We start from the raw sequence: 24,003 nt of genomic DNA on the forward strand, positions 1-24,003 counted from the left end.
AGCTTACAGATTAAAAAATAAACCAACGTACTCTTAGAAAAAGAACTTAAAAATTTAAACCTTGGCTACTGTGTAGAAGTTTGTAACAGCATTATAAAACCTCAGAAAATATCGATTATCAAAGCAAAAACAACCTAATATACTTGCTCTCTTTTTAAAGGAGTAGCGGTATATTTGTACGGTGAGGTCTAAAAGAACAAAGAATGAATTTAACGATTGAGAATATACTATTAGTTGGCTCTTTATTACTTCTTGTAAGTATTTTTGCAGGTAAAACTTCTTATAAGTTTGGTGTTCCTACGCTACTGCTCTTTTTAGGAATTGGCATGTTGGCAGGTTCTGATGGTATTGGAGGTATCCGTTTTAATGACCCACAACTAGCTCAATTCATTGGTATAGTATCCTTAAATTTTATCCTATTTTCAGGTGGTCTTGATACCAACTGGACGGCTGTTAAACCAATTCTTAGGCAAGGAATACTATTATCAACATTAGGCGTTTTATTAACTGCAGTTTCTCTTGGTACTTTTGTATGGTTTGTTACAGACTTTACTATTTATGAAAGTTTGCTTTTAGGTTCTATTGTATCTTCTACAGATGCAGCTGCTGTATTTTCAATTTTACGTTCAAAAAGTCTTGCCCTAAAAACAAACTTAAGACCAACTTTAGAATTAGAAAGTGGAAGTAATGATCCAATGGCATACGTGCTAACAATTGCATTTTTAACATTAGTTATTAATCAAGATAAGAGTTTTGCTTCTATAGTTCCTTTGTTTTTACAACAAATGATTTTAGGAGGTATCGCAGGTATTGCCTTTGGCATGTCTAGTAAATATATTATCAATAAAATAAAACTTGATTTTGAAGGGCTCTATCCTGTTTTAGTAATAGCCCTAATGTTTATTACTTTTTCTGCTACCGATTTTGTAGGCGGTAATGGGTTTCTTGCCATTTATATATGCGCAGTTTATTTAGGTAATCAAGACCTGATACATAAAAAAACTATCCTGAAAATGTTTGATGGTTTGGCGTGGCTAATGCAAATTGTTCTATTCCTTACTTTAGGCTTACTTGTTTTTCCGTCTCAAATTATTCCATATATGGGTATTGGATTACTAATTTCAGTATTTCTTATAATTGTTGCCCGACCTATAGGAGTATTTATCAGCCTTATGTTTTTTAAAATGGAGCTAAAGAGAAGATTTTATATTTCTTGGGTTGGCTTGCGAGGTGCTGTCCCAATTGTATTTGCTACATACCCCCTTTTAGCTGGAATTGATAAAGCAAATATGATTTTTAATATTGTATTTTTCATTTCAGTGACCTCTATTTTAATTCAAGGAACAACACTTTCTTTAGTCGCAAAATGGCTAAAAGTGGGCTTGCCAGAAACACAGAAGAAATTAACCACAACAGATTTGCTAATGGCAGAAAATCCTAAAGCAGAAATGAAAGAACTCCTTATAACCTCTGACTGCTCTGCGGTAGGTAAAAAAATTGTGGAGTTAGGTTTTCCTAAACATGCAATAATAGCAATGATTAATAGAGATGATAGCTATATTATTCCAAACGGTCTTACTAAAATAGAAGCACAAGATACTCTTATCGTTCTTGCAGACAATCCTAAGGTTTTTGATGACGTTTATAAAACATTGAAAAAATAGGGAAAAACAAGGCTAAACACCTAGTTGTTATGAAGCGCTGGATTAAAGTTTACAATCAGTACCATCTTAAGCTACTGTTACCGATCTAGCTATGAGTAGTGCGGAAGCAAACTTGCACTTAACTTCCCTTTAATCACTTAGCCAAAGCATTTTATTTTGCCTGCCTGCCGGCGAGGCAGGTTTAATTTTCTTTCGTTCTAAATGTCGAATCAAACTGGTTTGGCGACATAGTAAATATACACAAATGATTTAATTAAACACCATACCTCCGCATTGCTTATAGGTTTTGTTACCACGCGTTTTTATGCTAACGTACGACTACATAACGCTTTTCCGCTTTTATTTAGGGTAAAGATTGGCGATTGCTATTTAGTTTTGAGTGTAAAATCTTTTGCGCATAAACAAGCTAAAATCCGCCCATAAGAGTTGCGTTTGAGTAAGAGTTTCGGATTCGTTAAACTAGCTAAATTCCTTTTGAAGTATAGGCTTAAATTCCGTAGAAATCTGCTAAAAATAGATGTTCAAATTAAGGGGTAGGGAGTAACTTGTTCATTCTGTGCTTAAACGCTTCTCGCTTGCACGACTTTCTCAAGGTACTCCTTTCCAAGGTAATATGAAAATAAATTTGTTGTAGTGTATTGATTATTAGTTTATTGCAATTTTTGGTAAGACTTGAATACTTGTTTATTCATTTTTTTCTTGATAAAAAACGAACCAAACCTGCCTGCCGGCAGGCGGGAAAATCAAGGCTTGACCCTTCGGATATAGTTCACATCCTTATTCGCTAAATCAAATGAACTCGCTATCGCTCAAACAGCATTTTATTCTTAACGCTCTTTTCGGTGGAAATATGAATCCTGCCAGGGATCTAGGTCGTAACCCGATGACTTTGCAATTTACCGTGCAGCTTAGACCTATTGTAGGCAATGTGTGGTAACTATAAGATCTTAATACTTTAAAAAGAAGGCATCTATACGATTTTAATAAATTAAATTATACCCAACTAAAGCTCCAATTCCGTAAAAATATACTGTAGTTAATACCACGAAAATTTAATACAAAAACTATTTTCCTTTTTATATAGTTGGAATTTAATAGTAAGAAAAGTAAATACACCGCTACATAAAATATAGATGGTGAATAAGACAAATTTAAAAACGGTTATACCTTAAACGAAAACCATTATAAATCTCTATATCTCATACAAATTGATAGTATTTCGTGTTTAATTTTAGGTTTTTTCTACATTCATAATGTCCGAAAAATCCTTATATTGAAAAGCGTTTCAATGAATTAAGCACTAAAAAAAAGAACTAAAATTACACCCTTATTTTATATAACTCTCTGTAAACAAAAAGGTTTCATAGTATTTTGCTTGAGTCTATGCCGTATATTTGAGAAAATAATTGGGACTACTAATTAAATATTAAAATTTTAGTAACACTTATTTAAGTCTTTTCTGCTTAATCAAATAACTATTCAGAAGGCTCAACTGATTCTTTAATTTACAAATACGAAATTTATCATAACCACCAAGTTTACAAAAAGCATGCTTAATTAAACCTACATTATGAACCCTAATTTAAATTCTGAAATTATAGCTGTAATAGCTATCACTAATGATGACATCATATCTCAGTTTAATGAGGGAGCAGAGACCTTATTAGGTTATTCTGCTTCTGAAATGATCGGTTTAAAAAAAACCGTTTCTTTTTTTCTAACGGAAGAATTTGAAAATTTCAAAAATGATATAAGATCTCGATATAAGGAAGAAAATTTAGATTTAAGCCCTTACAAAATATTAGCCCAGCATAACGGTAATGATTCTCGTGAATGGACTGTGGTTAAAAAAGATGGTACAACGTTTATTGCACATTCCACGCTAACACCATTAAAGAATAAAAATGATGAAGACAATGGGTATATTAGAATACTACGTAATATAACCAATCAAAAAAAATAGAGCGTGATCTTTTACGAAAAAATCATATTTTAAATAAAGCCGAAAAGCTAACAAAAATAGGGAGTTGGCAATGGAATACCACTAACGATGATGTTACATTTTCTAATAACCTATATACTATTTTCGAGATAGACCTTAATGAAACCCTAACTTTTGACACCTATTTAAGTTTTGTACATCCAGAGGATAAAGAGATAGTAGATATATCTATTGCTAAATCCATGACTGATAACCTTTTTCATGATTTGCTACATAGAATTATAACTACAAGTGGTAAAATTAAAACAGTTCAAATATTTGGAGAAGTAATTTCAGATAATGGAGGTCAAGTAATTGAATTCATGGGAACTTGTCAAGACGTAACTGAGCAAAGAATGGCCGAAATTAAATTTAAAGGCCTATTAGAATCTGCTCCAGATGCCATGGTAATTGTAACTGATCAAGGAAAAATACAATTAATAAATAAGCAAGCAGAAAAATTATTCGGCTATCCATCTGCAGAATTAGTAGATAAACCTGTAGAGTTATTGTTACCCAAAAGATATACCAATAGCCACAGCACCCACCGTGAACTCTTTTTTAAGTTACCCAAGACAAGAAAAATGGGCGAGGGAAAAGAATTGTACGCTATTACTAAAAAAGGAATAGAAATACCCATACAAATAAGTTTAAGTCCACTTAAAACTGAAGAAGGTTTACTCGTTTCTGCTGCGATAAGAGATATTACCATTCAGAAAAAAGCGGAAAAAAAGATACTTGAAGCTAATGGTGGTTTAGAAGTATTAGCTCATAAGTTAACTACAAAAAACATACAACTAGCCGATTTTGTACATATTACCTCCCATAATTTACGTGCTCCTGTAAGTAATTTAAATTCTTTATTAGATTTCTATAAAGATGCTGAAACAGAAGATGAAAAAATTATTTTATTTGAAAAATTTGAAAAAGTTATAAATCACCTTACCACAACCTTAAACACCCTAATTGAAGCGCTAAAAACAAAAGAGGAAAGCTCTAAAAAAGTTGAAATACTTACATTTAGCGAGATTCTAAACAAAACAAAAGAAATTCTTTCTTGTCAAATTTTAAATACCAACACAAAAATTACAAGCGATTTTACTGAAATACCGAATATTACGTATAATAGTGTTTATTTAGAGAGCATTTTTCTTAATTTAGTCAGTAATGCTATTAAATATAAATCTGAAGATAGGGCACCAGAAATTTTTATTAAAACAACGATAGAAAATGGCGTTCAAAAACTCAAGTTTAAAGATAATGGCTTAGGCATTAATTTAGAGCGTCATGGTCATAAAATATTTGGTTTAAATAAAGTATTTCATAGGCACCCTGATGCTAAAGGAGTTGGTTTGTTTATGACAAAAGTACAGATTGAATCTATGGGAGGAAAAATATCTGTAAAAAGTAAAGTTGATGTAGGATCGACATTCAGTATTAATTTTAATCAAAAAAATGAATAGAAATTTTAACTTTTGTATTGTCGATGACGATGATATTTATCAATTTACTATAAAAAAAACTATAAAATCTCTCAATCTAGCAAAAGATATAATAGCTTTTTCTGATGGCGAAGAGGCTTTAAACTTCATGATAGAGAATCTTAACAAGGATGATGAACTTCCTGATATTATTTTACTCGATATAAATATGCCTATAATGGATGGGTTCCAATTTATGGAAGAATATGTAAAAATTAAACCCAAACTAGGAAAAAAAATAACCATATATATGGTATCTTCTTCTGTTGATGTGGCAGATATTGAAAGAGCAAAAAAGATAAGTGAAATTTCTGACTATATTATTAAACCTATTAAAAAAGGGAAATTAAAAGCTATTGTCGAAAAATTACTAGAAGAAGACTACTAAAAAAAAATACCTTAAAGAATAGACACTTCGGACTTATCTACGCTACTCTCAAAAGGCTTTCATTTTGGAGTCCGAAGCTAAAAATAATGCTGTAAATACTCCTCTACCTTCATCTCCCTAATTGCTTGCGCCTACGGAATTAAACGCACCTAGTTCATTAGCATAAAGGCTTGCTATAAGATTGGTGATGATCCCAAAATAAAGTACTTTTATATACCTTAGGTTTTATTCACTAACTGTTCCCTAATATGAAACAATTTGATTCAAATAATTTCTGTACTATATGTAATCGTGAAAATAACTAGCGTAATTTCTGTACTACTCGTAATGACTGAATTTATTGTTCCCCTATATGATAGTTATCATCTACTTAAAAATAGTTTCTTCATAGGAATCCTGCTTTTTATCATTATTCTAATTTGCCTTCTATTTTTACCTATTTTTAAAAAAATTGAAGTAAAAAAAACCGTAAATAAGTTTGTAGTGATCTTCAATAGTATAGGCATAAACTCCTATTGCTCATACCTGTTACTGGGCAAAAATAGGGATGCAATATCTCCTAAAAAAAAAGGTAGATTATTCATATAAGAAACTCAGAAAAATAAAATGAAACTATACTTTAAACTCATCTGCCTATTAGTCTTTTTTAGTCAAATTGGCCTCAATGCCAACAACAGGACTAAGCGTTCATCTAACAAAATCACTATAAAAAAAGAAACTAACCAACAATCTCAACCAGTCTATTTTGCTGCTAATTTAAAGGAATTTTTAGACGCTTTAGGAGCTAATAGAACAATCATCATTACCAATGATATTTATATTAAAGAAGAATTAAACCAAGTAGTTACCGACACTAGTAAATTCTTTATGAAACAACCTAACGCAAATGGAATTGGAGGGCAGCCAAAATACAACAACGAATTTTATGCTATAGAAGGCGCCTATTGGTCAAGCGTAGCGACTAAAGAAAGTTTAACCAAAAACAATTTTTCTGAATTTATTAAAGACGAGATAAAATTAGTAGTAAAAAAGGCTCATAATTTAACGATTATGACCAATAACTCGTCTAGTATTATTATGACCCAATCTGAAGACGAGGTCATTAGCTTTGAAGAACTAACAAATTTCACGCTGTTAAATCTAAGTATTTTTCATGAAATTGAAACCGATGGAGGTTGTGGTGAATTTGCCCCTGTTATTGCATTTAAGAACGCTACTCATATTACAGTAGATAATTGCAAGCTTAATGGAAGTGGCACAGAAGGTATTCATACAAATAATGTAAATGGCCTAACTGTGGTACATACGGATGTTTTTAATTGCAATAAAAGAGGGTTTAGTTTTGAAAAAAGCAAAGGTATAATCATTAGTAATTGTACTATTTATTCAAACACCTTAACTAATAGTCCTTCTATATTTTACCTAATTGAAAGCGAGGTACAAATTCTTAAAACATCCATTACATCAAACACAAGCGACACTAGTGCTCCTATGGTTTATAAGGATGACAAAAGTACTATTACCTTTAAAGAATGTTATATCGCAGAGAATACCAATTTTACAATTACCCCAGAAATAATGGCGGGCACCATAAAAAACCCCGTTGAGATCTCAGAAAAAGAAGGCATTTACACACCATATAAAAACTACTTTGTAAACGCCAAGTCTGGCTTAAATTATAGAGCTACTCCTAAAGGAAAAATAGTAGGTAAGTTTCCCATAAATACAAAAGTCACTGTAATTAAATACACTAAAGTTTTCGACGAAATAACAGATGGTGGTAAAGTTCTAAAAGGAGAATGGGTTGGTATTCAGCAAAAAACAGATACTGTTTATGTCTTTAATAGTTTTTTATCTTCGTCTCCTACAGACTTAGAGTTAAAAATATATGAGCTAAGCCCTTATTATAAAGAAGAAAATGGAGATACAAGAACAGCATTTGTCAATTTGTCTGATACATATTTCAGTTCTATTAAGTATGATAACATGCTGCTTAACCAAGAAATTACAAGCGATACTATAGTCTTAAATTTAAAACAAAGAGCCTTATTCTTAAAGAAGATTAATATTTCTGATGCAGATACTATTTTTATTTATGAGATAGAGAATGACACGGTTTATTCCTATAACGTTAAAAACTTACCTCTAATAGCCTGTGTAAACATTTATGTAGGCGCAAGTGAAAATGAATCTGATTTTGAGTTTGGTTTTGATCTAGGGAAGCTAACCATAAACTATTCTAATTTTGTATATGTAGGAAAAGAGAATCCTTTTCAAACAAAACAATTAAAACCTATGGTATGGAAAACTATAGCTAACAAAGATTTCCCTATTAAATTTGATGCTAAAGTGGTAAACAAAGACATAAGATCCTGGTTTGACGGTGTTATTCCTGAAAAATCATATATATTCAAAGATAATAATTACAATTATTTCATTCAAAATTTAGAACGAGATGGTAGTGTAAACTATAGGTATATGGTCGTCTTAAATGCTACTTCTAACGAGCTAATTTTTAGTGATGTGCTCATAGACTCTGAGGGCAGTTATCTAATTCCTTTAAACACAGAAGATAATGAGAATGCATACAATGAGATACAATGGTCAGGAGCATTATTCATAGACAAACCAGTGGTTACCTTTGGCTACGAAGGTTATAGCTTTGGTTGTCCTTCTATAACTTTAATAAGTAAAACAGCCCCGCCTATTTCTATTTTGTGCGATAATAGACATTAAATAAAGTATCTTAAATGAGATTTTACCACATGCAAAGACTTTTAATTATTTTTATTTTGACATTCCTATTTTTTAAGGCTTTCGGTCAAAAAAATAAAACTAAAGTACTTAACGTTACTAAGGAACAAAGAGATTCTCCTCATTGCGTAACAACTGTTAAAGGAGATAAAACCAATGACAGTATTCTACTTCATTTCATGCATGAAATAGAAGTCATCATGCAGTCAAAAAATATTGCAAACAACACCAGTATAGCATTGAAAAACAAAAGTGATTCCCTCTCTTTCCAGTTTAACAGCTATCAATCAGAAAATAAAAAAGTAAGCCTTTATCATTTTGCAAAAGAGTTCTACCATTTAAATTACATCACTAAAAAAATAAAAGGTCAAGAGAATAAGATTATCCTTAAAGACCATAAAATGCATCGCTATTTTACTGAAGTACATACGCTTAACCCTAAAGAATTTCTACTATTAGAAAGGCAAGATGACATGTCTTTCTCTTGTAATTATGCCACTGTATATGAAGTAAAAGAAGATACGATATTCAAAAAAAATACATTTAAACAAGGAGAAGAATTAAGCGTTTGTTCTTGGACACATATAGATGAATCTTACCCTGTTCATGAAAACGGTTCCGTAATCATGAAAGGTGAACTAAAATCTTACAGGCCTGTAAAAATTGTATATAATTTTAAAACAAAAGTTATAGTTTATTCCTTCTATAAAAATAACGATGGAACGCTAATCAAGAGAAAATCGAAATATGAAAATGGAAAATTCTTTATAGAGGATTATGACGTAAGAAGCTTTCTAGACTAAAAATTGATATAAAAACTAATTAAACACCCAAATACGTGTTGCTTTTCGATATTTAAATCATAATTCAAGAGAAAATGATGAAAAAAAAATTAATCGTAATTCTGCTTTTTATAGGGGTTACAATATGGGCACAAGAAACTCCAAAAGATAGTATAGCAATTTATAGAAACAATTATCAGTTTAGTTCAGAAAAACAAATATCTATCCGCGTTGGAGGCGGAATACAAAAATCTTTTTATACCGAACTAGGCTTAGCTCTCCATGCATGTAATTATGGCGATACCGGTTTTTTTTCTAATGCTATTTACACTGCCTTTGAATGGACTCCAAATAAAGAAAAAGAAATCTATGGGTTAAAAATAGGCTATGAAGTAAATTTTTTTCTTTTAAATCTAGGTTTAGAGGCCAAATACCTAACAGACTTTAAGGAACGAGATTTTGTATTTACTCCAAAAATAGGTTTAGGCTTGTATGGAGATGTAAATATATTTTATGGCTACACAATCGTTACAAACAATAACCCTTTTTCTGAAAAAATAGGCCGCCATCAACTATCCATCATATTAAACCTCAATAAACACTTCTTGAGATCTTAAGCCTGTATTAATAGATAATCTTAGTTCATTAATAAGGCCAAATATATTTTTTTGATTGAACTTTACCTTGAAGAAGGTTTTGCTATTAAATAGTAACCGGTAATTAATAGTACTTACTACTACTTGTAATATTAGATACACTAGAAAATGAAATCTAAAATAAGCTTAAAAGAGGCCATTTCAATCGGAATAGGTGGAATGGTTGGAGGTGGTATTTTTGCTGTACTTGGCTTGGCAGTTTCTCTAGCGAAAGGTGGCACTCCAATTTCTTTTTTAATTGCTGGTCTAATTGCCTTAGTAACTTCATACAGTTACGTAAAATTATCGCTAAAATATCCGGATCGTGGTGGTACGGTTAAATTTATTAATAAAGGTTTTGGGATTGGGGTTTTTAGTGGCGGAATTAACAACTTACTTTGGGTAAGCTATATAATTATGCTTGCTTTATATGCGTCTGCTTTTGGCTCTTATGCTCCAAACTTGTTACAACTAACAAATAATAACGTTTTAGATACCCATATTTATGCCTCTTCCATAGTCGTACTCGCTACAGCAATTAATTACTATAGTATTTCGGTAGTTGGTAAAATAGAATCTTACGCAGTTATTATAAAGTTAATTATCTTATTAGCATTTGCAGGATTTGGTATTTATGGCTTATTTGGCAATCCGCATGTAGCTCAATTATCTCCCGTTAATTGGGAATCCCCGTTTAAACTACTTACCGCAGGGATGGTCATTTTTGTAGCGTATGAGGGCTTTGAATTAATTGCTAATGCAGCTCCTGATATTGAGAATCCAAAAGTAAATATTCCTAAAGCTTATTATTGGTCCGTACTTTTTGTACTAGTACTCTATATCATAATAGCAACAATTACGGTGGGTTCCTTAGAATTTAAAGAAATTGCTAAAGCCCAAGATTATGTATTGGCAGAAGCTGCTAAACCCATGTTAGGAAAAGTAGGGTTTACCATAATAACTATTGCTGCATTAATTTCTACATTCTCTGCTATAAACGCCTCACTTTACGGAGGAAGCAGCGTAAATTACGAGCTTGCAGAAGACGATGAACTACCCAAAGAATTTCTTCACAAATTATGGAAGCAGCCTATTGGTTTATGTATTACCGCAATAGCTACATTAATACTTGTAAACACACTTAAACTAGAAAGTATATCAACCGCAGGTAGTGTTGGCTTTTTATTCATATTTGCTGTGGTAAATTATACCGGATTTAAATTATCTAAAGAAATAGAAGGTAAAAAAAGCATTCCTCTTTTAGGTGCCATTTCGTGTTTTTGTGCTATGATTGCATTACTGGTCCAGCATTTTACAGTAAGTAAATTAGATGTATTCATTGCTCTTAGTATTATTACTTTTTGTTTTTTAGTAGAATACCTGTATAAAAAAACAGAGCATAAAAACCGTTAATCCACAAATTAAATTAAGAACCAAAATCTTAATCTAAAATAATAGGAAGTATTTACACCTATGGTTTTTAAGCACTTTGCTCTTAGATGTAATTCTTAGGCTAATACCCTAGCGAAAAACCAGAATAAAGAAATTCTTTAAGCAGAAATAAAGCGTATGAATTAAAAGATACCTAAGTGCACGCTATTGATGGATTAACAGGTAAACTCCTAAGAACCTTTACCACAAGTACTAATTTCTAAAAATATAGGTGCTAATTAACTTTTGATAATTCCAACTAATTATACAAAACAATAGTGTTGTGAATTTTATAATTTAGAGGTGTTACTTGAATAAATACAAAAAAAATGCATAAAGAATTTGAAACTGAACGCTTATTAATAAAACCGACTTTAGAACAGGATGCTGAATTGATTTATCAATTAATGAACACCCCTAAATTTATACAATATGTAGGAGATAGAGGTATTGACACTATAGCGGAGGCACAAAAATATATTCAGCGTATAATGCTTCCCCAACTAAACGCACTTGGTTATTCTAGTTATACCATTACGACTAAGATTGATGGTGTAAAAATTGGCACATGCGGACTTTACAACAGAGATGGTCTTGACGGAATAGACATAGGCTTTGGGCTTTTACCAGGGAATGAAGGGCTAGGCTACGCTTATGAAGCAACTCATAGGGTTTTAAAAGCTGCTTTTGAAGAATTTGAAATTAAAGAACTAAAAGCAATTACATCAAAAGAAAACTTCTCTTCTCAAAAACTTTTAGGAAAATTAGGCTTAAAAAAGATTGGCGTAACAAAACTTCCTAATGATAATAAAGAGTTACTACTTTATACTATTGAAAAGTAAATAGTTTACCTAATATCGCAACACAATATCAAGTGTAGAACATATTAAATTCTATAAAGTTTACTATAGCATTTTACTCAGAAAGACCACCTAATTTTAAAGGAACCTTAGTGCTATATTTAAAACTGAACTAAAACAGCGTGAAATTTATGGTTATATTTAAAGATGAATTAAAATTCTTTTACTAATTACATCCTAGAAAATACTATAATTTACTGAAGGCTTCACTAGCTTGGGTACGATAAAAAAAATATTATATGGAATCATCTGAACTAAAAAAAATTATTCAAGGCATCCCCAAAGCAGAACTACATTTACATATTGAAGGTAGTTTTGAACCTGAGCTGATGTTTGAAATAGCTAAAAGAAACAAAATTACGCTAGCGTATGATTCCATAGCTTCCTTAAAGGAAGCCTATAAGTTTAATAATCTTCAAGAATTTCTAGACTTATATTACATTGGTGCACAAGTTCTCATTCATGAACAAGATTTTTATGATTTAACTTGGGCATATCTTACTAAGATCCACAGTCAAAACGTAGTGCATGTTGAAGTCTTTTTTGACCCACAAACACATACTGATAGAGGGATTGCTTTTGATGTGGTCATCAAAGGAATTTATAAAGCACTAGAAAAAGCCAAAGCAGAATTAAATATCTCCTACCAACTTATTATGTCTTATTTAAGGCATTTAAGTGAAGAAGAAGCCTTTAAAACATTGGAATCTTCTTTACCATTTAAAGATTGGATAGATGGTGTTGGATTAGATTCTTCTGAGATGGGCAACCCTCCAAGTAAGTTTACCAAAGTTTTTGAAGCTTCTGCTAATCAGGGCTACAAATTAGTAGCACATGCAGGAGAAGAAGGGCCTGTAGATTATATATGGGAAGCGCTTGATCATTTAAAGGTGGTACGGATAGATCACGGAAACCGTTGTTTAGATGATGACACGTTAGTACAACGCTTAATTGAACAGGAAATTCCTTTGACCTTATGTCCGCTTAGTAATGTTGAACTCAAAGTTATTCAAAAAATGGAGGAGCATCCAGTTTTAAAAATGCTTGATAAAGGGCTCCTAGCAACCATTCATTCAGACGATCCTGCCTATTTTGGAGGCTATATGAATGAAAATTATTATGAAACCGCTAAAGCGCTAAATTTAAATAAAGAGCATCTTATGCAATTAGCGGTCAATGCTTTTGAAGCAAGCTGGTTAAACTCTGAAACTAAAGAAAAACACATCAATCAAGTAAGGGAATATTTTAGGTCACTTGAACTTTAAAAAACGTATAGTATAGGTTACCTAAGTACCTTGTCTTTTGTCGGTGCTACTGTTGGTGGCCCAATTAGCCTATATCTAAATACAACAAATAAAATAGAGGTTTTCAAATCTCATCAAAATCAAGAAATATAGGTGTTGTAGTCTATAAATATTTTGAGCTAACTATTAAAAAATTACAGCCGATTCTTATGAATTAGTTCCTAAAATTGTAAAAAAAGATGCAAGAACACCCAGAACAAATACTAGAGGCTGTTAAAACGAATACCGTACATGAAAAATAAAACAATATCATTCAAGAACTCAAAAGGAGTTCTACTTTCTGGTAAACTTGAAGTACCTGCAAACCAGCATCCTATTGCTTATGCCCTATTTGCACATTGCTTTACGTGTAATAAGAACTTAACTCCTGTCAGAAATATATCAAGAGCACTAACACTTCAAGGGTTTGGTGTTATTCGTTTTGATTTTACCGGACTTGGACAAAGTGAAGGTGAATTTGTAGACACAAATTTCTCTTCTAATATTCAAGATCTAGAAGATGTCGCTAATTATATGGCGCTTGAATTAGAAGCTCCTAAATTAATCATTGGTCATTCTTTAGGTGGCGCCGCAGCAATATACGCTGCTACAAAAATACATTCTGTTGATGCTGTAGCAACAATTGGTGCCCCATCATCTCCTCAACATGTGCAACATCTTTTTAAAAGTGGCTTGGAAGAGATTGAAGCAAATGGAAAAGCAATGGTAGACATAGGAGGAAGACCATTCGCTATTGCAAAACAATTTATTGAAGATCTTTCGAGTAAAAATATGAGTGCTATTGTAAAATCATTACGAAAACCACTTTTGATTCTACATTCCCCACAAGATACTACTGTTGGCATAAAAAATGCTGCCGAGATATATGCTGAAGCCATGCATCCAAAAAGCTTTGTTTCTTTAGATGGTGCAGATCACTTATTATCGGATAAAGAAGATTCTGCCTACGTGGGTAATCTAATTGCACAATGGGCATCAAGATATATTAAAAAAGAGGACAAAAAGAAGCTTTCAACCTCAAAACAAGTTGTCGTGCAAATTGGCAATGAAAGTCTTACGACCTCTATTTTAGCTGCAGGCCACCCCTTAATTGCCGATGAACCAGAAAGCGTTGGTGGCAATAATTTTGGACCAGCCCCTTATGACCTTTTGCTCTCTTCTTTAGGCGCCTGTACGGCAATGACCTTACGATTATATGCCGATCTAAAAAAATGGGATTTAAAAGAAGTAATCGTGCATCTTACTCATGGCAAAGATTATAGAAAAGATTGTATGGAATGTGATGAAAAAAAATCAAAAATTGACCACATCACAAAAAATATAGAACTTATAGGTGATTTGGATGAGGCTCAAAAAAAGCGTCTTTTGGAGATTGCAGATAAATGCCCTGTACACAAAACACTTCATCAATCTGTTGTAGTAACTTCTAATTTAGTTGTTTCCTAAAAACACATGCTTATGGTAGCTATCTTTTTCTAATAGATTAGGATCACCATATAAGCTAAAGACTATAAATGCGTTTATGAATCATACCATTAACAACAACCAATGATAAGTGCAATTAAATTGATTCTGAACTATAAATACTCTTTTATTGTTTTTTTGCTAGTATTAGCTTCTTGTAATGAGGAACAGAAAATAACCCCACAAACAGATTTCTGCGCTACCATTCACAAAAATGATAGTGTAACACTAACCAAAGAGTTAGCTGGTGTAAAAGAATTAATGGCTACGAAAACCGGTGTATATGTTTTAGAAGACGGTAGTGGTTCTATGGTGGCCAGAGCATGGCTAAGCGAATATGCTGAAAAGACGATAGACATTCAATATTTTATTTTTTCTACTGATAATGTAGGTCTAATTGCTTGTGATTATTTGATTAGAGCAGCAGATCGTGGTGTTAAAGTAAGAATTATTGTAGATGATATTATGGTTGACGCAGATATCCAAGATATTTTAACCTTTGCTTCTCACAAAAACATTGAAGTCAAAATTTACAATCCAGGAGTAAATCTAGGAAAAAATATTTTTGGGAAAATACAAAAATTTACAACAGATTTTAGAACTGCCAATCAACGTATGCATAACAAAACCTTCATAGTAGATGGTAAAGTGGTCATTACTGGAGGTAGGAATATTGCTGATGAGTACTTTGATTATGACCATGAGTATAATTTCAGGGATAGAGATATTCTTTTATTAGGAAAAGTAGCTAAGACGGTAAATACTTCTTTTGACCAATTTTGGAATAGCGCCTTAACAAAAGAAGTATCCAAAGTTGTTGAAGAGCTACCTGAAAATATAACATCAGAAGATAGATTTGACAAGCTCCATGAATATGCCTGTAATCCTTATAATTTTTGGCCACAGGTACGAAAGCGTATAGCCGACTTACCTACAACATTTCAGAAAATTAATGCATCAGGAGATTTAGTTTGGCTAGATGATGTACATTTTATTTCTGATGATCCAGGCAAAAATGATGGCAAAAGTGGTTTAGGAGGTGGTGGAATTTCTACAAGTGCCTTGATCAACCTAGTTAAAAATGCAGAAGCAACTATAGACATTCAAACGCCCTATTTAATTACATCAGCATTAGCGCAAAATTTGTTTAAAGATGCCGTAGACCGCGGTGTAAAAATTAGAATATTAACAAATAGTCTAGCATCAACAGATAATGTGGAAGCTTTTAGTAGTTACCAAACAGATAGAAAAAAATTGCTACAAACAGGGGTAAGAATCTTTGAATTTAGGCCTGATGCTGCAGAACGCAAAAAAATTATGACAGGAGAGTTACAAGAAAAATTAGACTACACTCCCATTTTTGGATTGCATGCTAAATCTATGGTTGTAGACCATAAAACCACAGTTATTGGCACCTTTAATCTAGACCCTAGAAGCGCTAATTTAAATACAGAGTGTGTGGTTATTGTTTCTTCTGAAAAAATTTCGAAAGGTGTTTTAAGCGGAATGGAAGAAGAGTTTAAACCCGAAAATTCATGGGAAACTACAGTAGACTTCAATCCAGATGCTGAAGTAAATAACTATAAGCGATTAAAAACCTGGACCAGAAAATTGATTCCAAAAGAAATCCTGTAGTTATTACAATAGATAAGAGTACTCCACAACTGTTCTAGAACGGAATATAAGTAATTACTCATCTGGTTTAAAAAGGTAGCGGTAATACAGAAAAGAATGTTTTAAGAAGTCCCCTACCTTTGATTCAAAATATAATACGCTTTAAAATACGATACACTAAAAAATCCATTACTAGATACTTTTAAAAAGCAGTGAGAAACGAAGCTACAAACGTTAAGGAAACAACCTCATTTTAAAACTTTAAACTGACTTTCTTAAAGGCGGTTTACCCTCTTGACTAAAGAATAGAAAAAAAAATCACTAACTATTTTTTCCATTCCTAGAACACCAAATTATAGCCACGGAATTTTTTTTACTAGCTCCAAAAACCGGAAGTATAAACTGAATTAACCACCAGGGTAGAATTTCCTCTACCGGGGAGATTTTACCCACCTCACTGGAGCAACATTTTTTTATTACCAAAGTTAATTATCTTACAATCAATTACTTACAACTAATTCATCGCCTTTATAGCATTTAAGGCATGCCCTTTGCATTTTCTGCAACAAACGCAACAGGCTTTAATGTTTTTTTCTATAATCGATTTAAATTATGAGGAAAGTATTGAAAAAATACCAAGTACATATACCTCTTAAAACAAGATAATTTTTTTTTTAACCTTAATTATATAAAAATGATAAAATACATATTAGTCCTACTCTTTTCAACAAGCATACTGCATGCGCAAAATAATTCTGAGAGAATAGTTACCGATGTAGAAGTAGGTGATGTTTTTGAAATAGGCAAACCCGAAACCAATAGGTACAAACACATTGATTTTCCACGTGCCAATTTCATTATAAAAAGAGGTGGCATCGCAAATTATAAACATCCAGAAGGTAAAATTGTCGTAGTGACTGCTGTAAAAGAGAAAAAAGATGGTAGTATACACGTTAAAATAAAACGTAAGGACAGTGGCCGTTTTTTTGGTAGTCATACCGTGGTGTCTGCAGATATTAAGAAAGCAGTAGCCGCTGGTGAGCTCCAGACTAGATAAAAATTTTAGTTAGATAGTTAGTTAGTAGCGTAATCCACCTGGTTCTCTCTGATTTTATATGACATAAAATAGCCTGTAATCTGGTGGATTTATATTACATGAAATAGTTTCCTATAAGAATAAAAACAAAAAAAATATAATGTTTAAAAAACTTAAAACATCGCAACGCATACAAATATGTTTGGTTCTTGCCATGGCATTTTTATTGGTACTTGGTTCCAATAGGCTAAACCAAAGATATTTTTCTACCGTAAAGACCTCTGTTAATTCTGTATATAAAGACCGAGTAGTTGTACAGAATTTTATTTATCAGTTGACCCGTATTATTCATGATAAGGAATTACATATTCTTATCAAAGACAACGTAAAACCCAATGTGTCTAACAACGAGCAAATAACAGCCTTATTATCAGATTTTGGTACCACAAAACTAACCCCTAAAGAATCCAATTTATTGAACGAGCTGAACCATCAATTTTCAAGCTTACAGGAACTCGAACATAAATTTACAGCTTCAAATAAGACCCTATCGGAAAATTACAATATAGCCGCGATTAAAAAACTTGATGAAATAACCATAAGCTTAGATGGATTGGCCAACATCCAATTAGAGCAAAGTGAATTATTGACCCAACTTTCAAACAAATCATTAGGCATGAACAATTTACTTTCAAAACTTGAAATGGCCTTTTTAGTCATTATCGGAATTGCCATGCTAGCTTTAATATTTAACCCAATGAAATTAATGCAGGCCTATCCTGGCAAACCCTCTCATAACTAGTTCACAAGAGAACTGATCAGTTATACCCCGAGTAAATCATTAATTCAACAAGGGATTGGTTTTGATCCGTACAAATTGAACATGATGAACATGTCTTCTTTAGGATTAAAACCCTAGTAGCGCTATATCCACAATGCTACAGAAAACAATAGAGACTTAACTCACAACTTAAAAGTTAAATACAGTCCTCAAGTTAAAGGTAAACAATTAAAAGTATGGCTGTTTGACCGTACATTTTTTTAATAAAACAAATAACCAATTTATAATGAAGCATATTTTTTCAAATCTAAAAGGCGATCTCTTTGGCGGTATAACAGCAGGCATTGTTGCCCTTCCCCTAGCCTTGGCTTTTGGAGTAAGTTCTGGTATGGGGCCAAGTGCTGGTCTTTATGGAGCAATATTTATAAGTTTTTTCGCTGCCCTGTTTGGGGGTACTAATACCCAAATATCAGGGCCAACAGCACCAATGACTGCTGTAAGTATGGTGGTCATTTCAGGAATTGTTGCGCTCAACGACGGCAGCCTTGAAAAAGCGCTACCAGCGATATTATTAGTATTTCTTTTGGCTGGTTGCATGCAGATTGTCCTTGGTCTTATCGGTGTAGGTAAATATATAAGATACATACCTTACCCCGTAGTTTCGGGCTTTATGACCGCTATTGGGGTTATTATATTGGTTACACAACTTTTACCGTCTGTAGGATACTATCCAAAAGAAGATGTCGCTTTTGTAGAAAACTTTAAGCCCCAAGCTGAAGAGCTAATTCTGAGCAGTATATTGAGTGAGGAAAGAGGGGAAGGTATATTAGTTCTCGACAATATTCAAGAAACTGTACGTAGAGCCCATGAAGTTACAGATGAAAGTATTCTTAAAGAAGCCAAAACATTGGCTAATTCAGATGCTTCAGGAGTTTTTGGAACGATTAAAGTTTTACCAAGAGCCCTTCAAAATATTAATTGGTTAGAATTGATGTTGGCACTATCCACGATATTAATCATCTACGGCTTTAAAAAAATCACAAAGACCATACCCAGTGCATTGGTCGCATTAATAGTCGTATCAAGCGTAGCTTATGGTTTCAATCTAGATTACCGTCCTATTGAACAGATTCCTGGTGGATTTCCTATCCCTAATCTAAAAATGTTTACCCAATTTGAACTAAACTCAATCACACCCTATGTATTTACTGCATTAACTTTAGCGCTTTTAGGAGCTATAGATTCACTATTAACCTCTGTAGTTGCGGATAATATGACCAAAACAAAACACCAACCAAATAAAGAGTTAATTGGGCAAGGAGTAGGTAATAGCATAGCAGCAATTTTCGGAGGTCTTCCAGGAGCTGGTGCCACCATACGGACGGTAGTTAATATCAATGCTGGAGGTAAAACAAAATTATCTGGTATGTTTGCAGGCGTTCTTCTATTGCTAATTCTTTTGGCTTTAGGTCCTATAGCCTCTCAAATTCCCGCAGCAGTACTTGCGGGTATATTAGTTACCGTTGGTATTGGTGTGATGGATTATAAAGGCCTAAAAGCAATTCCTTTTATGCCTAAAGATGCAAAAATAGGTCCTTTTAAATTTAGTTCAGAAGTAACTATTATGCTTGTTGTAATGGTATTATCGTCGGTATGGAATCTTGTATACGCCGTTGGTGTAGGATTAATAATAGCTTCGCTGATGTTTATGAAAAAAATGGGGGATCTTACCGCAGAGCGTTCAGACGTTAAATCTCTCGAAAAAGAGAAAGGTTGGGCAGATGAAGCTAATTTTCCGCAAAACCTTAAAGAAGAAGTATTCATTAAACACCTTAAAGGTCCTTTGTTTTTTGGATCTACAAGTGAATTCCTGAATCTATCCAAACAAATTCCAAAAAATGCCTCCACAGTAATCATACGAATGGGGCGTATGCAATATATGGATCAATCAGGACTCTATACCCTAGAAGATGTACTTATAGACCTCAAAAAAGAAAATATAAATATCCTTTTTGTCAATGTTTTGAAACAACCTCGTTATATGATGGAAAGGGTTAATATTATCCCCCATTTAATACCAGAGAAACACATCTTTACTAATTTTACAGCTTGTATACTATGGGTAAAGAATAATGTAAAAAACCAATCAGAAATAAGTAGTAGTTCTAAAAATTCTAAAATTATTTAAATTTTCTTTTAAAAAAAAATTATGCCTTTCAGTAGTTAAGAATTAGTACAACCCCATCAACATGTGTAAGGTTGTACTAATTTCATAAATAGTAGCATTAGAATTACAATAAAATATTATTTCACTATTTCTAAAATACTCTTTTTAGCTAATTTTGGTTGGAAATCTCTATTGTACAAAAGTGGATAATTAGTTCTGTTTGGTACTGGATAATCATTCTTCCACGACATACCATCGTGAATTCCCCAAAATGTTACTCTATCAATTTTATCTTTATTTTTAACAAAAATCTCAAACAACTCTTTATATCTATTAGCCAATTCAATTTCTATAGATTTGGGTAATCCTTTTTTATAGGGGTCTAAAAAGGTTTCAAATTCTTCTAATTGAAATTGAGGTTCCATCATACTGCGACCAATAATCTGTCCTTCTTTAGTAAGAGGTAACACATCAATATCCAACTCGGTAATCATAACTTTTACCCCTAAAGCAGCATAAGCATCAATAGCTTCTTGGATGTATTCATTTTTAGGAAAATTGAGACCCCAATGTGCTTGAATACCAATACCATCTATACGAATACCTTCCGCTTGAAGCATTTTCACCATACGTACAATACCATCTCTTTTTTCTGGTCGCCAAGCATTGAAATCATTATAATACAATTCTGTATTTGGCGCATATTCACTAGCATATTTGAAGGCCAACTTTACCATCTCATCGCCATCACCAATACTGTTTACCCATGTTGTAGGTCTATAAGAACCGTCATTATCAAAAACTTCATTTACTACGTCCCATGCTTGTACCTTTCCTGCATACCTTCCTGCAACCGCTTTTATATGAGTGCGCAATTGTTCTTTTTGCTCTTCTGGAGAGTTTGGTTCTCCTTTATCGTTCGTAAAAAACCATGCAGGCGTTTGATTGTGCCATATTAGCGTGTGCCCCATAATAAACATCTTGTTTTCTTCAGCAAAAGCAACATATGCATCAGCCAATTTAAAATCATAAACTCCTGGTGACGGACATACTACTTCTGCTTTCATACAGTTTTCAGGAGTAACGGTATTAAATTCCTTTTTTACAATTGCATTAGAAGCAACATCCTTGCCTGAAACGATATCATCATTTATGGCACTACCCAATAAAAAATAGTTTTTAAACGCATCTTTTAATGCTATATTTTCAGTGGTTGTTACTGTTTTAGAAACAGTATTAGTTTTCACTTTTTGAGCATTACAAACTGAAAATGATAATGACAAAACGCCCATAATTGAGGCCATTTTGTGTACTGTAAACTTTGTTTTTTTCATGGTATTTTATTTATTAATAGAAAATGTACTTTAAACTGTTATGCTATAAATGCATTAAATTTTAGACTTGTTAACTTTAATTCTAATTATCGGACTCCATGTACCGCCATCTCTAAGGTGTATACAGAATCCATGGCTGTAATAAAAAGTGTTGTTTGATTTAATCCGCCAAAGGTGACATTGGCAGTCCAATCTCCAGGCACAGCAATATGCTGTATTTGTTCCCCTTTTTTATTGAAAACAGTAATACCTTTTCCTGTGAGGTAAACATTCCCTAAGTTGTCTATAGTCATCCCATCCGAACCCATATCTGTAAATAACTTTCTATTCGTTAAATTTCCATTTTCTTCAATAGTAAAGACATATGTTTTTTCTCCAGCTTGGTCTGCAACATAAAGTGTTTTACCATCAGGAGTTCCTATGATACCATTAGGCTGTACGTAGTTATCATTTGATACAACTCGTGGTGTACTTGTATTTGGTGCTAAATAATAAACTCTTTTTTCATGTTGCTGAGGCTCTTTATGTTCCCACCAAGAGCGTTGATAATAGGGGTCTGTAAAATAGATACCGCCTTTAGCATCTACCCACAAATCATTAGGTCCGTTAAGTTTTTTACCATCATAGTTATCTACAAGTACGGTTACCTCTTTATTTGGGTTAATACGCCATAATTCATTTTTTTCATCTGCAGCAGATAATAGGTTACCATTATTATCAAAATAAAGCCCATTAGAACGACCAGAAGGTTTCATATACTCAGATACCAAATTGGTTTTTGCCTCCCATTTTAAAATCCTGTCGTTTGGCTGATCGGTAAAAAAAACATTCCCGTCTTTATCTGTTGCTGGCCCTTCAGTAAATTCATAATTATTTGAAATTAAGACCAACTCTGCACTATTGCCTATAATTTGATTACTCTTTTTATTTTGAGCATTACATGAGGTACATAATATTATAAACAAAATGATATTTTTAAAACTTGAAAAGGTTTTAAAAAATTTTCCTTTTATGTTCATTTTAATGAATTTACTTTCTTTCATAGTCTAAGAATTTATTAATTTCAAACTCACCATCTAAAATTCTTGCTTTAAAAACATATTTACCCGCTTGGGGCATAAAAATACGTGGTGTTGTAGTATTGGGATTATTATTTTCGAACACAGAATTGGCAGGGCCTTCCACTTGCTCCCACATTATTTCCGGACTAATGGCATCTTTATCCTCGTCAGTAATCACTGCCGTAATTGCAAGACTGTTATCCGTTTTTGAGTACGTATAATCAATAGTAATAGTTGGAGGTGTATTTATTGCAGAAACTAGAGCATTGGTGTCATTTGCAAAGCGTTGTTCATCCTCAATACCTGCTGCCCAAAGTACAATACGTTGTGCAAATACGCTATTATCGGAATGACTTAAACGGGTACCAGCCCCCGCATTCCAAAACAAATTACGATCAAAAACACCTATTACTCTACCTTTACCTATTTCTGCTATTGCTAAAGCTACATCTGTATTCTCATTAAATTCACCATCATTTGAATTTACAACTAACCTACCGCCTAATCCGCCTTCTTGCGCTTTAGCTAAAATTACTGCCGGTTTAGAAACACGAACAAAACTTACGCCTTCTCCCCTAAAAGCAACGCCTTTATGTTTATTGTTTTTATTAATAAAATGATCTTGTGTATACTCATTCACCAAATAGTTTCCAGCACCATTGTCAGTCAAAAAATACATACCGAATTGCTCCATTAAAACATTGTCAGAAATTCGCCCCACCTCATTATCCACACCTACAATGCTATACTCTCCACCAAATCCACTATCAGACCAGGTAATTACTCCGCCTCCATTTTTCACCCAACGTTTTAAGGCTTTAGCTTCTGCTTCGACAAAAACTCGCTGATTAGAGCCTAAAATTAAAACATCAATCGATTTTAAAAATTCGACATTAATTACGATTTCTTGATCGTAAACTTCGCTTACAGTACACTCAACAGCTTCCAATGCTTTTTTAAAACCGCTCATCCCTAAATCTCCTTCATCATTCAAACGCATTTGGTGAAATGGTTCTTTATTTCCGGAGGGTAACGTACCATCTGCAGCAACATCTCCATATACATAAACTATATTTTGTGCATCTACAGCAAGAGAACAAATTAAACTTATAGCTAATAAAATTATTTTTCTTTTCATATATTTATTTTTAGTGATCCATTATTAATCGTTTATTTTATTTTTTTCATTAAAAGAGAGTATTCAGATTACGCAACTCAACAACTAAAATGCGAGTAAGTACCCTTCGACTTATTCTTAAATTTTTT

General features: G+C 32.8%; 18 protein-coding genes. 15 read left to right on the forward strand and 3 right to left on the reverse strand.

The features are described from left to right. The first annotated feature begins 203 nt into the window (after positions 1 to 203). From CELAL_RS01370 to CELAL_RS01440, 15 genes are all read left to right on the forward strand, one after another. Positions 204 to 1,664: a potassium/proton antiporter gene (locus CELAL_RS01370; RefSeq protein ID WP_013549118.1), complete on the forward strand. Its 1,461-nt coding sequence runs from the start codon at positions 204 to 206 to the stop codon at positions 1,662 to 1,664. A gap of 1,570 nt (positions 1,665 to 3,234) precedes the next feature. Continuing rightward, complete coding sequence (locus tag CELAL_RS01375; RefSeq protein WP_041557407.1) at positions 3,235 to 3,627, forward strand: PAS domain-containing protein; 393 nt, start codon at positions 3,235 to 3,237, stop codon at positions 3,625 to 3,627. 56 nt (positions 3,628 to 3,683) lie between these two features. Next, entirely contained in the window at positions 3,684 to 5,108 is a 1,425-nt protein-coding gene (locus CELAL_RS21315) for a sensor histidine kinase (RefSeq protein ID WP_262481881.1), read from the forward strand. After that, positions 5,101 to 5,514: a response regulator gene (locus CELAL_RS01385; protein ID WP_013549119.1), complete on the forward strand. Its 414-nt coding sequence runs from the start codon at positions 5,101 to 5,103 to the stop codon at positions 5,512 to 5,514. The genes CELAL_RS21315 and CELAL_RS01385 overlap by 8 nt, the downstream gene beginning before the upstream one ends. A 606-nt stretch (positions 5,515 to 6,120) precedes the next feature. Next, positions 6,121 to 8,250 carry a right-handed parallel beta-helix repeat-containing protein gene (locus CELAL_RS01390; RefSeq protein WP_013549120.1) on the forward strand — a complete coding sequence of 710 codons (2,130 nt, stop codon included), beginning with the start codon at positions 6,121 to 6,123 and terminating at the stop codon, positions 8,248 to 8,250. Between the two features lie 29 nt (positions 8,251 to 8,279). Next, the gene (locus CELAL_RS21320) at positions 8,280 to 9,071 is read left to right on the forward strand and encodes a hypothetical protein (RefSeq protein ID WP_148229644.1); all 792 of its coding nucleotides are present in this window, start codon (positions 8,280 to 8,282) and stop codon (positions 9,069 to 9,071) included. Between the two features lie 74 nt (positions 9,072 to 9,145). Then, positions 9,146 to 9,667, forward strand: a complete 522-nt coding sequence (locus CELAL_RS01400) for a hypothetical protein (RefSeq protein ID WP_013549122.1) — start codon at positions 9,146 to 9,148, stop codon at positions 9,665 to 9,667. A gap of 147 nt (positions 9,668 to 9,814) precedes the next feature. Next, positions 9,815 to 11,098 (forward strand): APC family permease, encoded by a 1,284-nt coding sequence (locus tag CELAL_RS01405; protein WP_013549123.1) that lies wholly within the window; start codon positions 9,815 to 9,817, stop codon positions 11,096 to 11,098. A 347-nt stretch (positions 11,099 to 11,445) separates the two neighbouring features. After that, the gene (locus CELAL_RS01410; protein WP_013549124.1) at positions 11,446 to 11,958 is read left to right on the forward strand and encodes a GNAT family N-acetyltransferase; all 513 of its coding nucleotides are present in this window, start codon (positions 11,446 to 11,448) and stop codon (positions 11,956 to 11,958) included. Between the two features lie 257 nt (positions 11,959 to 12,215). Continuing rightward, positions 12,216 to 13,241, forward strand: coding sequence for an adenosine deaminase (locus tag CELAL_RS01415; RefSeq protein WP_013549125.1), 1,026 nt, complete (start codon positions 12,216 to 12,218; stop codon positions 13,239 to 13,241). Between the two features lie 270 nt (positions 13,242 to 13,511). Continuing rightward, the gene (locus tag CELAL_RS01420) at positions 13,512 to 14,726 is read left to right on the forward strand and encodes a bifunctional alpha/beta hydrolase/OsmC family protein (RefSeq protein WP_013549126.1); all 1,215 of its coding nucleotides are present in this window, start codon (positions 13,512 to 13,514) and stop codon (positions 14,724 to 14,726) included. Between the two features lie 102 nt (positions 14,727 to 14,828). Further along, positions 14,829 to 16,379, forward strand: a complete 1,551-nt coding sequence (locus tag CELAL_RS01425) for a phospholipase D family protein (protein ID WP_013549127.1) — start codon at positions 14,829 to 14,831, stop codon at positions 16,377 to 16,379. A 673-nt stretch (positions 16,380 to 17,052) separates the two neighbouring features. Continuing rightward, complete coding sequence (locus tag CELAL_RS01430; protein ID WP_013549128.1) at positions 17,053 to 17,415, forward strand: hypothetical protein; 363 nt, start codon at positions 17,053 to 17,055, stop codon at positions 17,413 to 17,415. Positions 17,416 to 17,554: 139 nt separating this feature from the next. Beyond that, the gene (locus CELAL_RS01435; RefSeq protein WP_013549129.1) at positions 17,555 to 18,196 is read left to right on the forward strand and encodes an MCP four helix bundle domain-containing protein; all 642 of its coding nucleotides are present in this window, start codon (positions 17,555 to 17,557) and stop codon (positions 18,194 to 18,196) included. A gap of 265 nt (positions 18,197 to 18,461) precedes the next feature. Continuing rightward, positions 18,462 to 20,363 carry a SulP family inorganic anion transporter gene (locus CELAL_RS01440; protein WP_013549130.1) on the forward strand — a complete coding sequence of 634 codons (1,902 nt, stop codon included), beginning with the start codon at positions 18,462 to 18,464 and terminating at the stop codon, positions 20,361 to 20,363. 116 nt (positions 20,364 to 20,479) lie between these two features. On the opposite strand, the gene CELAL_RS01445 is transcribed toward CELAL_RS01440, so the two are convergent. The 3 genes from CELAL_RS01445 to CELAL_RS01455 form a co-directional block, all read right to left on the reverse strand. Beyond that, a complete protein-coding gene (locus CELAL_RS01445) occupies positions 20,480 to 21,676 on the reverse strand; it encodes an endo-1,4-beta-xylanase (RefSeq protein ID WP_013549131.1) in 1,197 nt (398 codons plus the stop codon). An 86-nt stretch (positions 21,677 to 21,762) separates the two neighbouring features. Continuing rightward, entirely contained in the window at positions 21,763 to 22,719 is a 957-nt protein-coding gene (locus CELAL_RS01450) for an SMP-30/gluconolactonase/LRE family protein (protein WP_013549132.1), read from the reverse strand. Then, positions 22,706 to 23,875, reverse strand: a complete 1,170-nt coding sequence (locus CELAL_RS01455; RefSeq protein ID WP_013549133.1) for a hypothetical protein — start codon at positions 23,873 to 23,875, stop codon at positions 22,706 to 22,708. Before CELAL_RS01455 ends, CELAL_RS01450 begins: the two co-directional genes overlap by 14 nt. Positions 23,876 to 24,003: the final 128 nt, after the last annotated feature.

The organism is Cellulophaga algicola DSM 14237, assembly GCF_000186265.1.
In the GTDB taxonomy this organism is placed as follows: Bacteria; Bacteroidota; Bacteroidia; order Flavobacteriales; family Flavobacteriaceae; genus Cellulophaga; species Cellulophaga algicola.

Excerpts from the sequence above, each read along its gene's own strand:
- CELAL_RS01370 (WP_013549118.1), top strand. The coding sequence starts at position 204 with ATGAATTTAACGATTGAGAATATACTATTAGTTGGCTCTTTATTACTT.
- CELAL_RS01375 (WP_041557407.1), top strand. The coding sequence starts at position 3,235 with ATGAACCCTAATTTAAATTCTGAAATTATAGCTGTAATAGCTATCACT.
- CELAL_RS01385 (WP_013549119.1), top strand. The coding sequence starts at position 5,101 with ATGAATAGAAATTTTAACTTTTGTATTGTCGATGACGATGATATTTAT.
- CELAL_RS01390 (WP_013549120.1), top strand. The coding sequence starts at position 6,121 with ATGAAACTATACTTTAAACTCATCTGCCTATTAGTCTTTTTTAGTCAA.
- CELAL_RS21320 (WP_148229644.1), top strand. The coding sequence starts at position 8,280 with ATGCAAAGACTTTTAATTATTTTTATTTTGACATTCCTATTTTTTAAG.
- CELAL_RS01400 (WP_013549122.1), top strand. The coding sequence starts at position 9,146 with ATGATGAAAAAAAAATTAATCGTAATTCTGCTTTTTATAGGGGTTACA.
- CELAL_RS01405 (WP_013549123.1), top strand. The coding sequence starts at position 9,815 with ATGAAATCTAAAATAAGCTTAAAAGAGGCCATTTCAATCGGAATAGGT.
- CELAL_RS01410 (WP_013549124.1), top strand. The coding sequence starts at position 11,446 with ATGCATAAAGAATTTGAAACTGAACGCTTATTAATAAAACCGACTTTA.
- CELAL_RS01415 (WP_013549125.1), top strand. The coding sequence starts at position 12,216 with ATGGAATCATCTGAACTAAAAAAAATTATTCAAGGCATCCCCAAAGCA.
- CELAL_RS01420 (WP_013549126.1), top strand. The coding sequence starts at position 13,512 with ATGAAAAATAAAACAATATCATTCAAGAACTCAAAAGGAGTTCTACTT.
- CELAL_RS01425 (WP_013549127.1), top strand. The coding sequence starts at position 14,829 with ATGATAAGTGCAATTAAATTGATTCTGAACTATAAATACTCTTTTATT.
- CELAL_RS01430 (WP_013549128.1), top strand. The coding sequence starts at position 17,053 with ATGATAAAATACATATTAGTCCTACTCTTTTCAACAAGCATACTGCAT.
- CELAL_RS01435 (WP_013549129.1), top strand. The coding sequence starts at position 17,555 with ATGTTTAAAAAACTTAAAACATCGCAACGCATACAAATATGTTTGGTT.
- CELAL_RS01440 (WP_013549130.1), top strand. The coding sequence starts at position 18,462 with ATGAAGCATATTTTTTCAAATCTAAAAGGCGATCTCTTTGGCGGTATA.
- CELAL_RS01445 (WP_013549131.1), bottom strand. The coding sequence starts at position 21,676 with ATGAAAAAAACAAAGTTTACAGTACACAAAATGGCCTCAATTATGGGC.
- CELAL_RS01450 (WP_013549132.1), bottom strand. The coding sequence starts at position 22,719 with ATGAAAGAAAGTAAATTCATTAAAATGAACATAAAAGGAAAATTTTTT.
- CELAL_RS01455 (WP_013549133.1), bottom strand. The coding sequence starts at position 23,875 with ATGAAAAGAAAAATAATTTTATTAGCTATAAGTTTAATTTGTTCTCTT.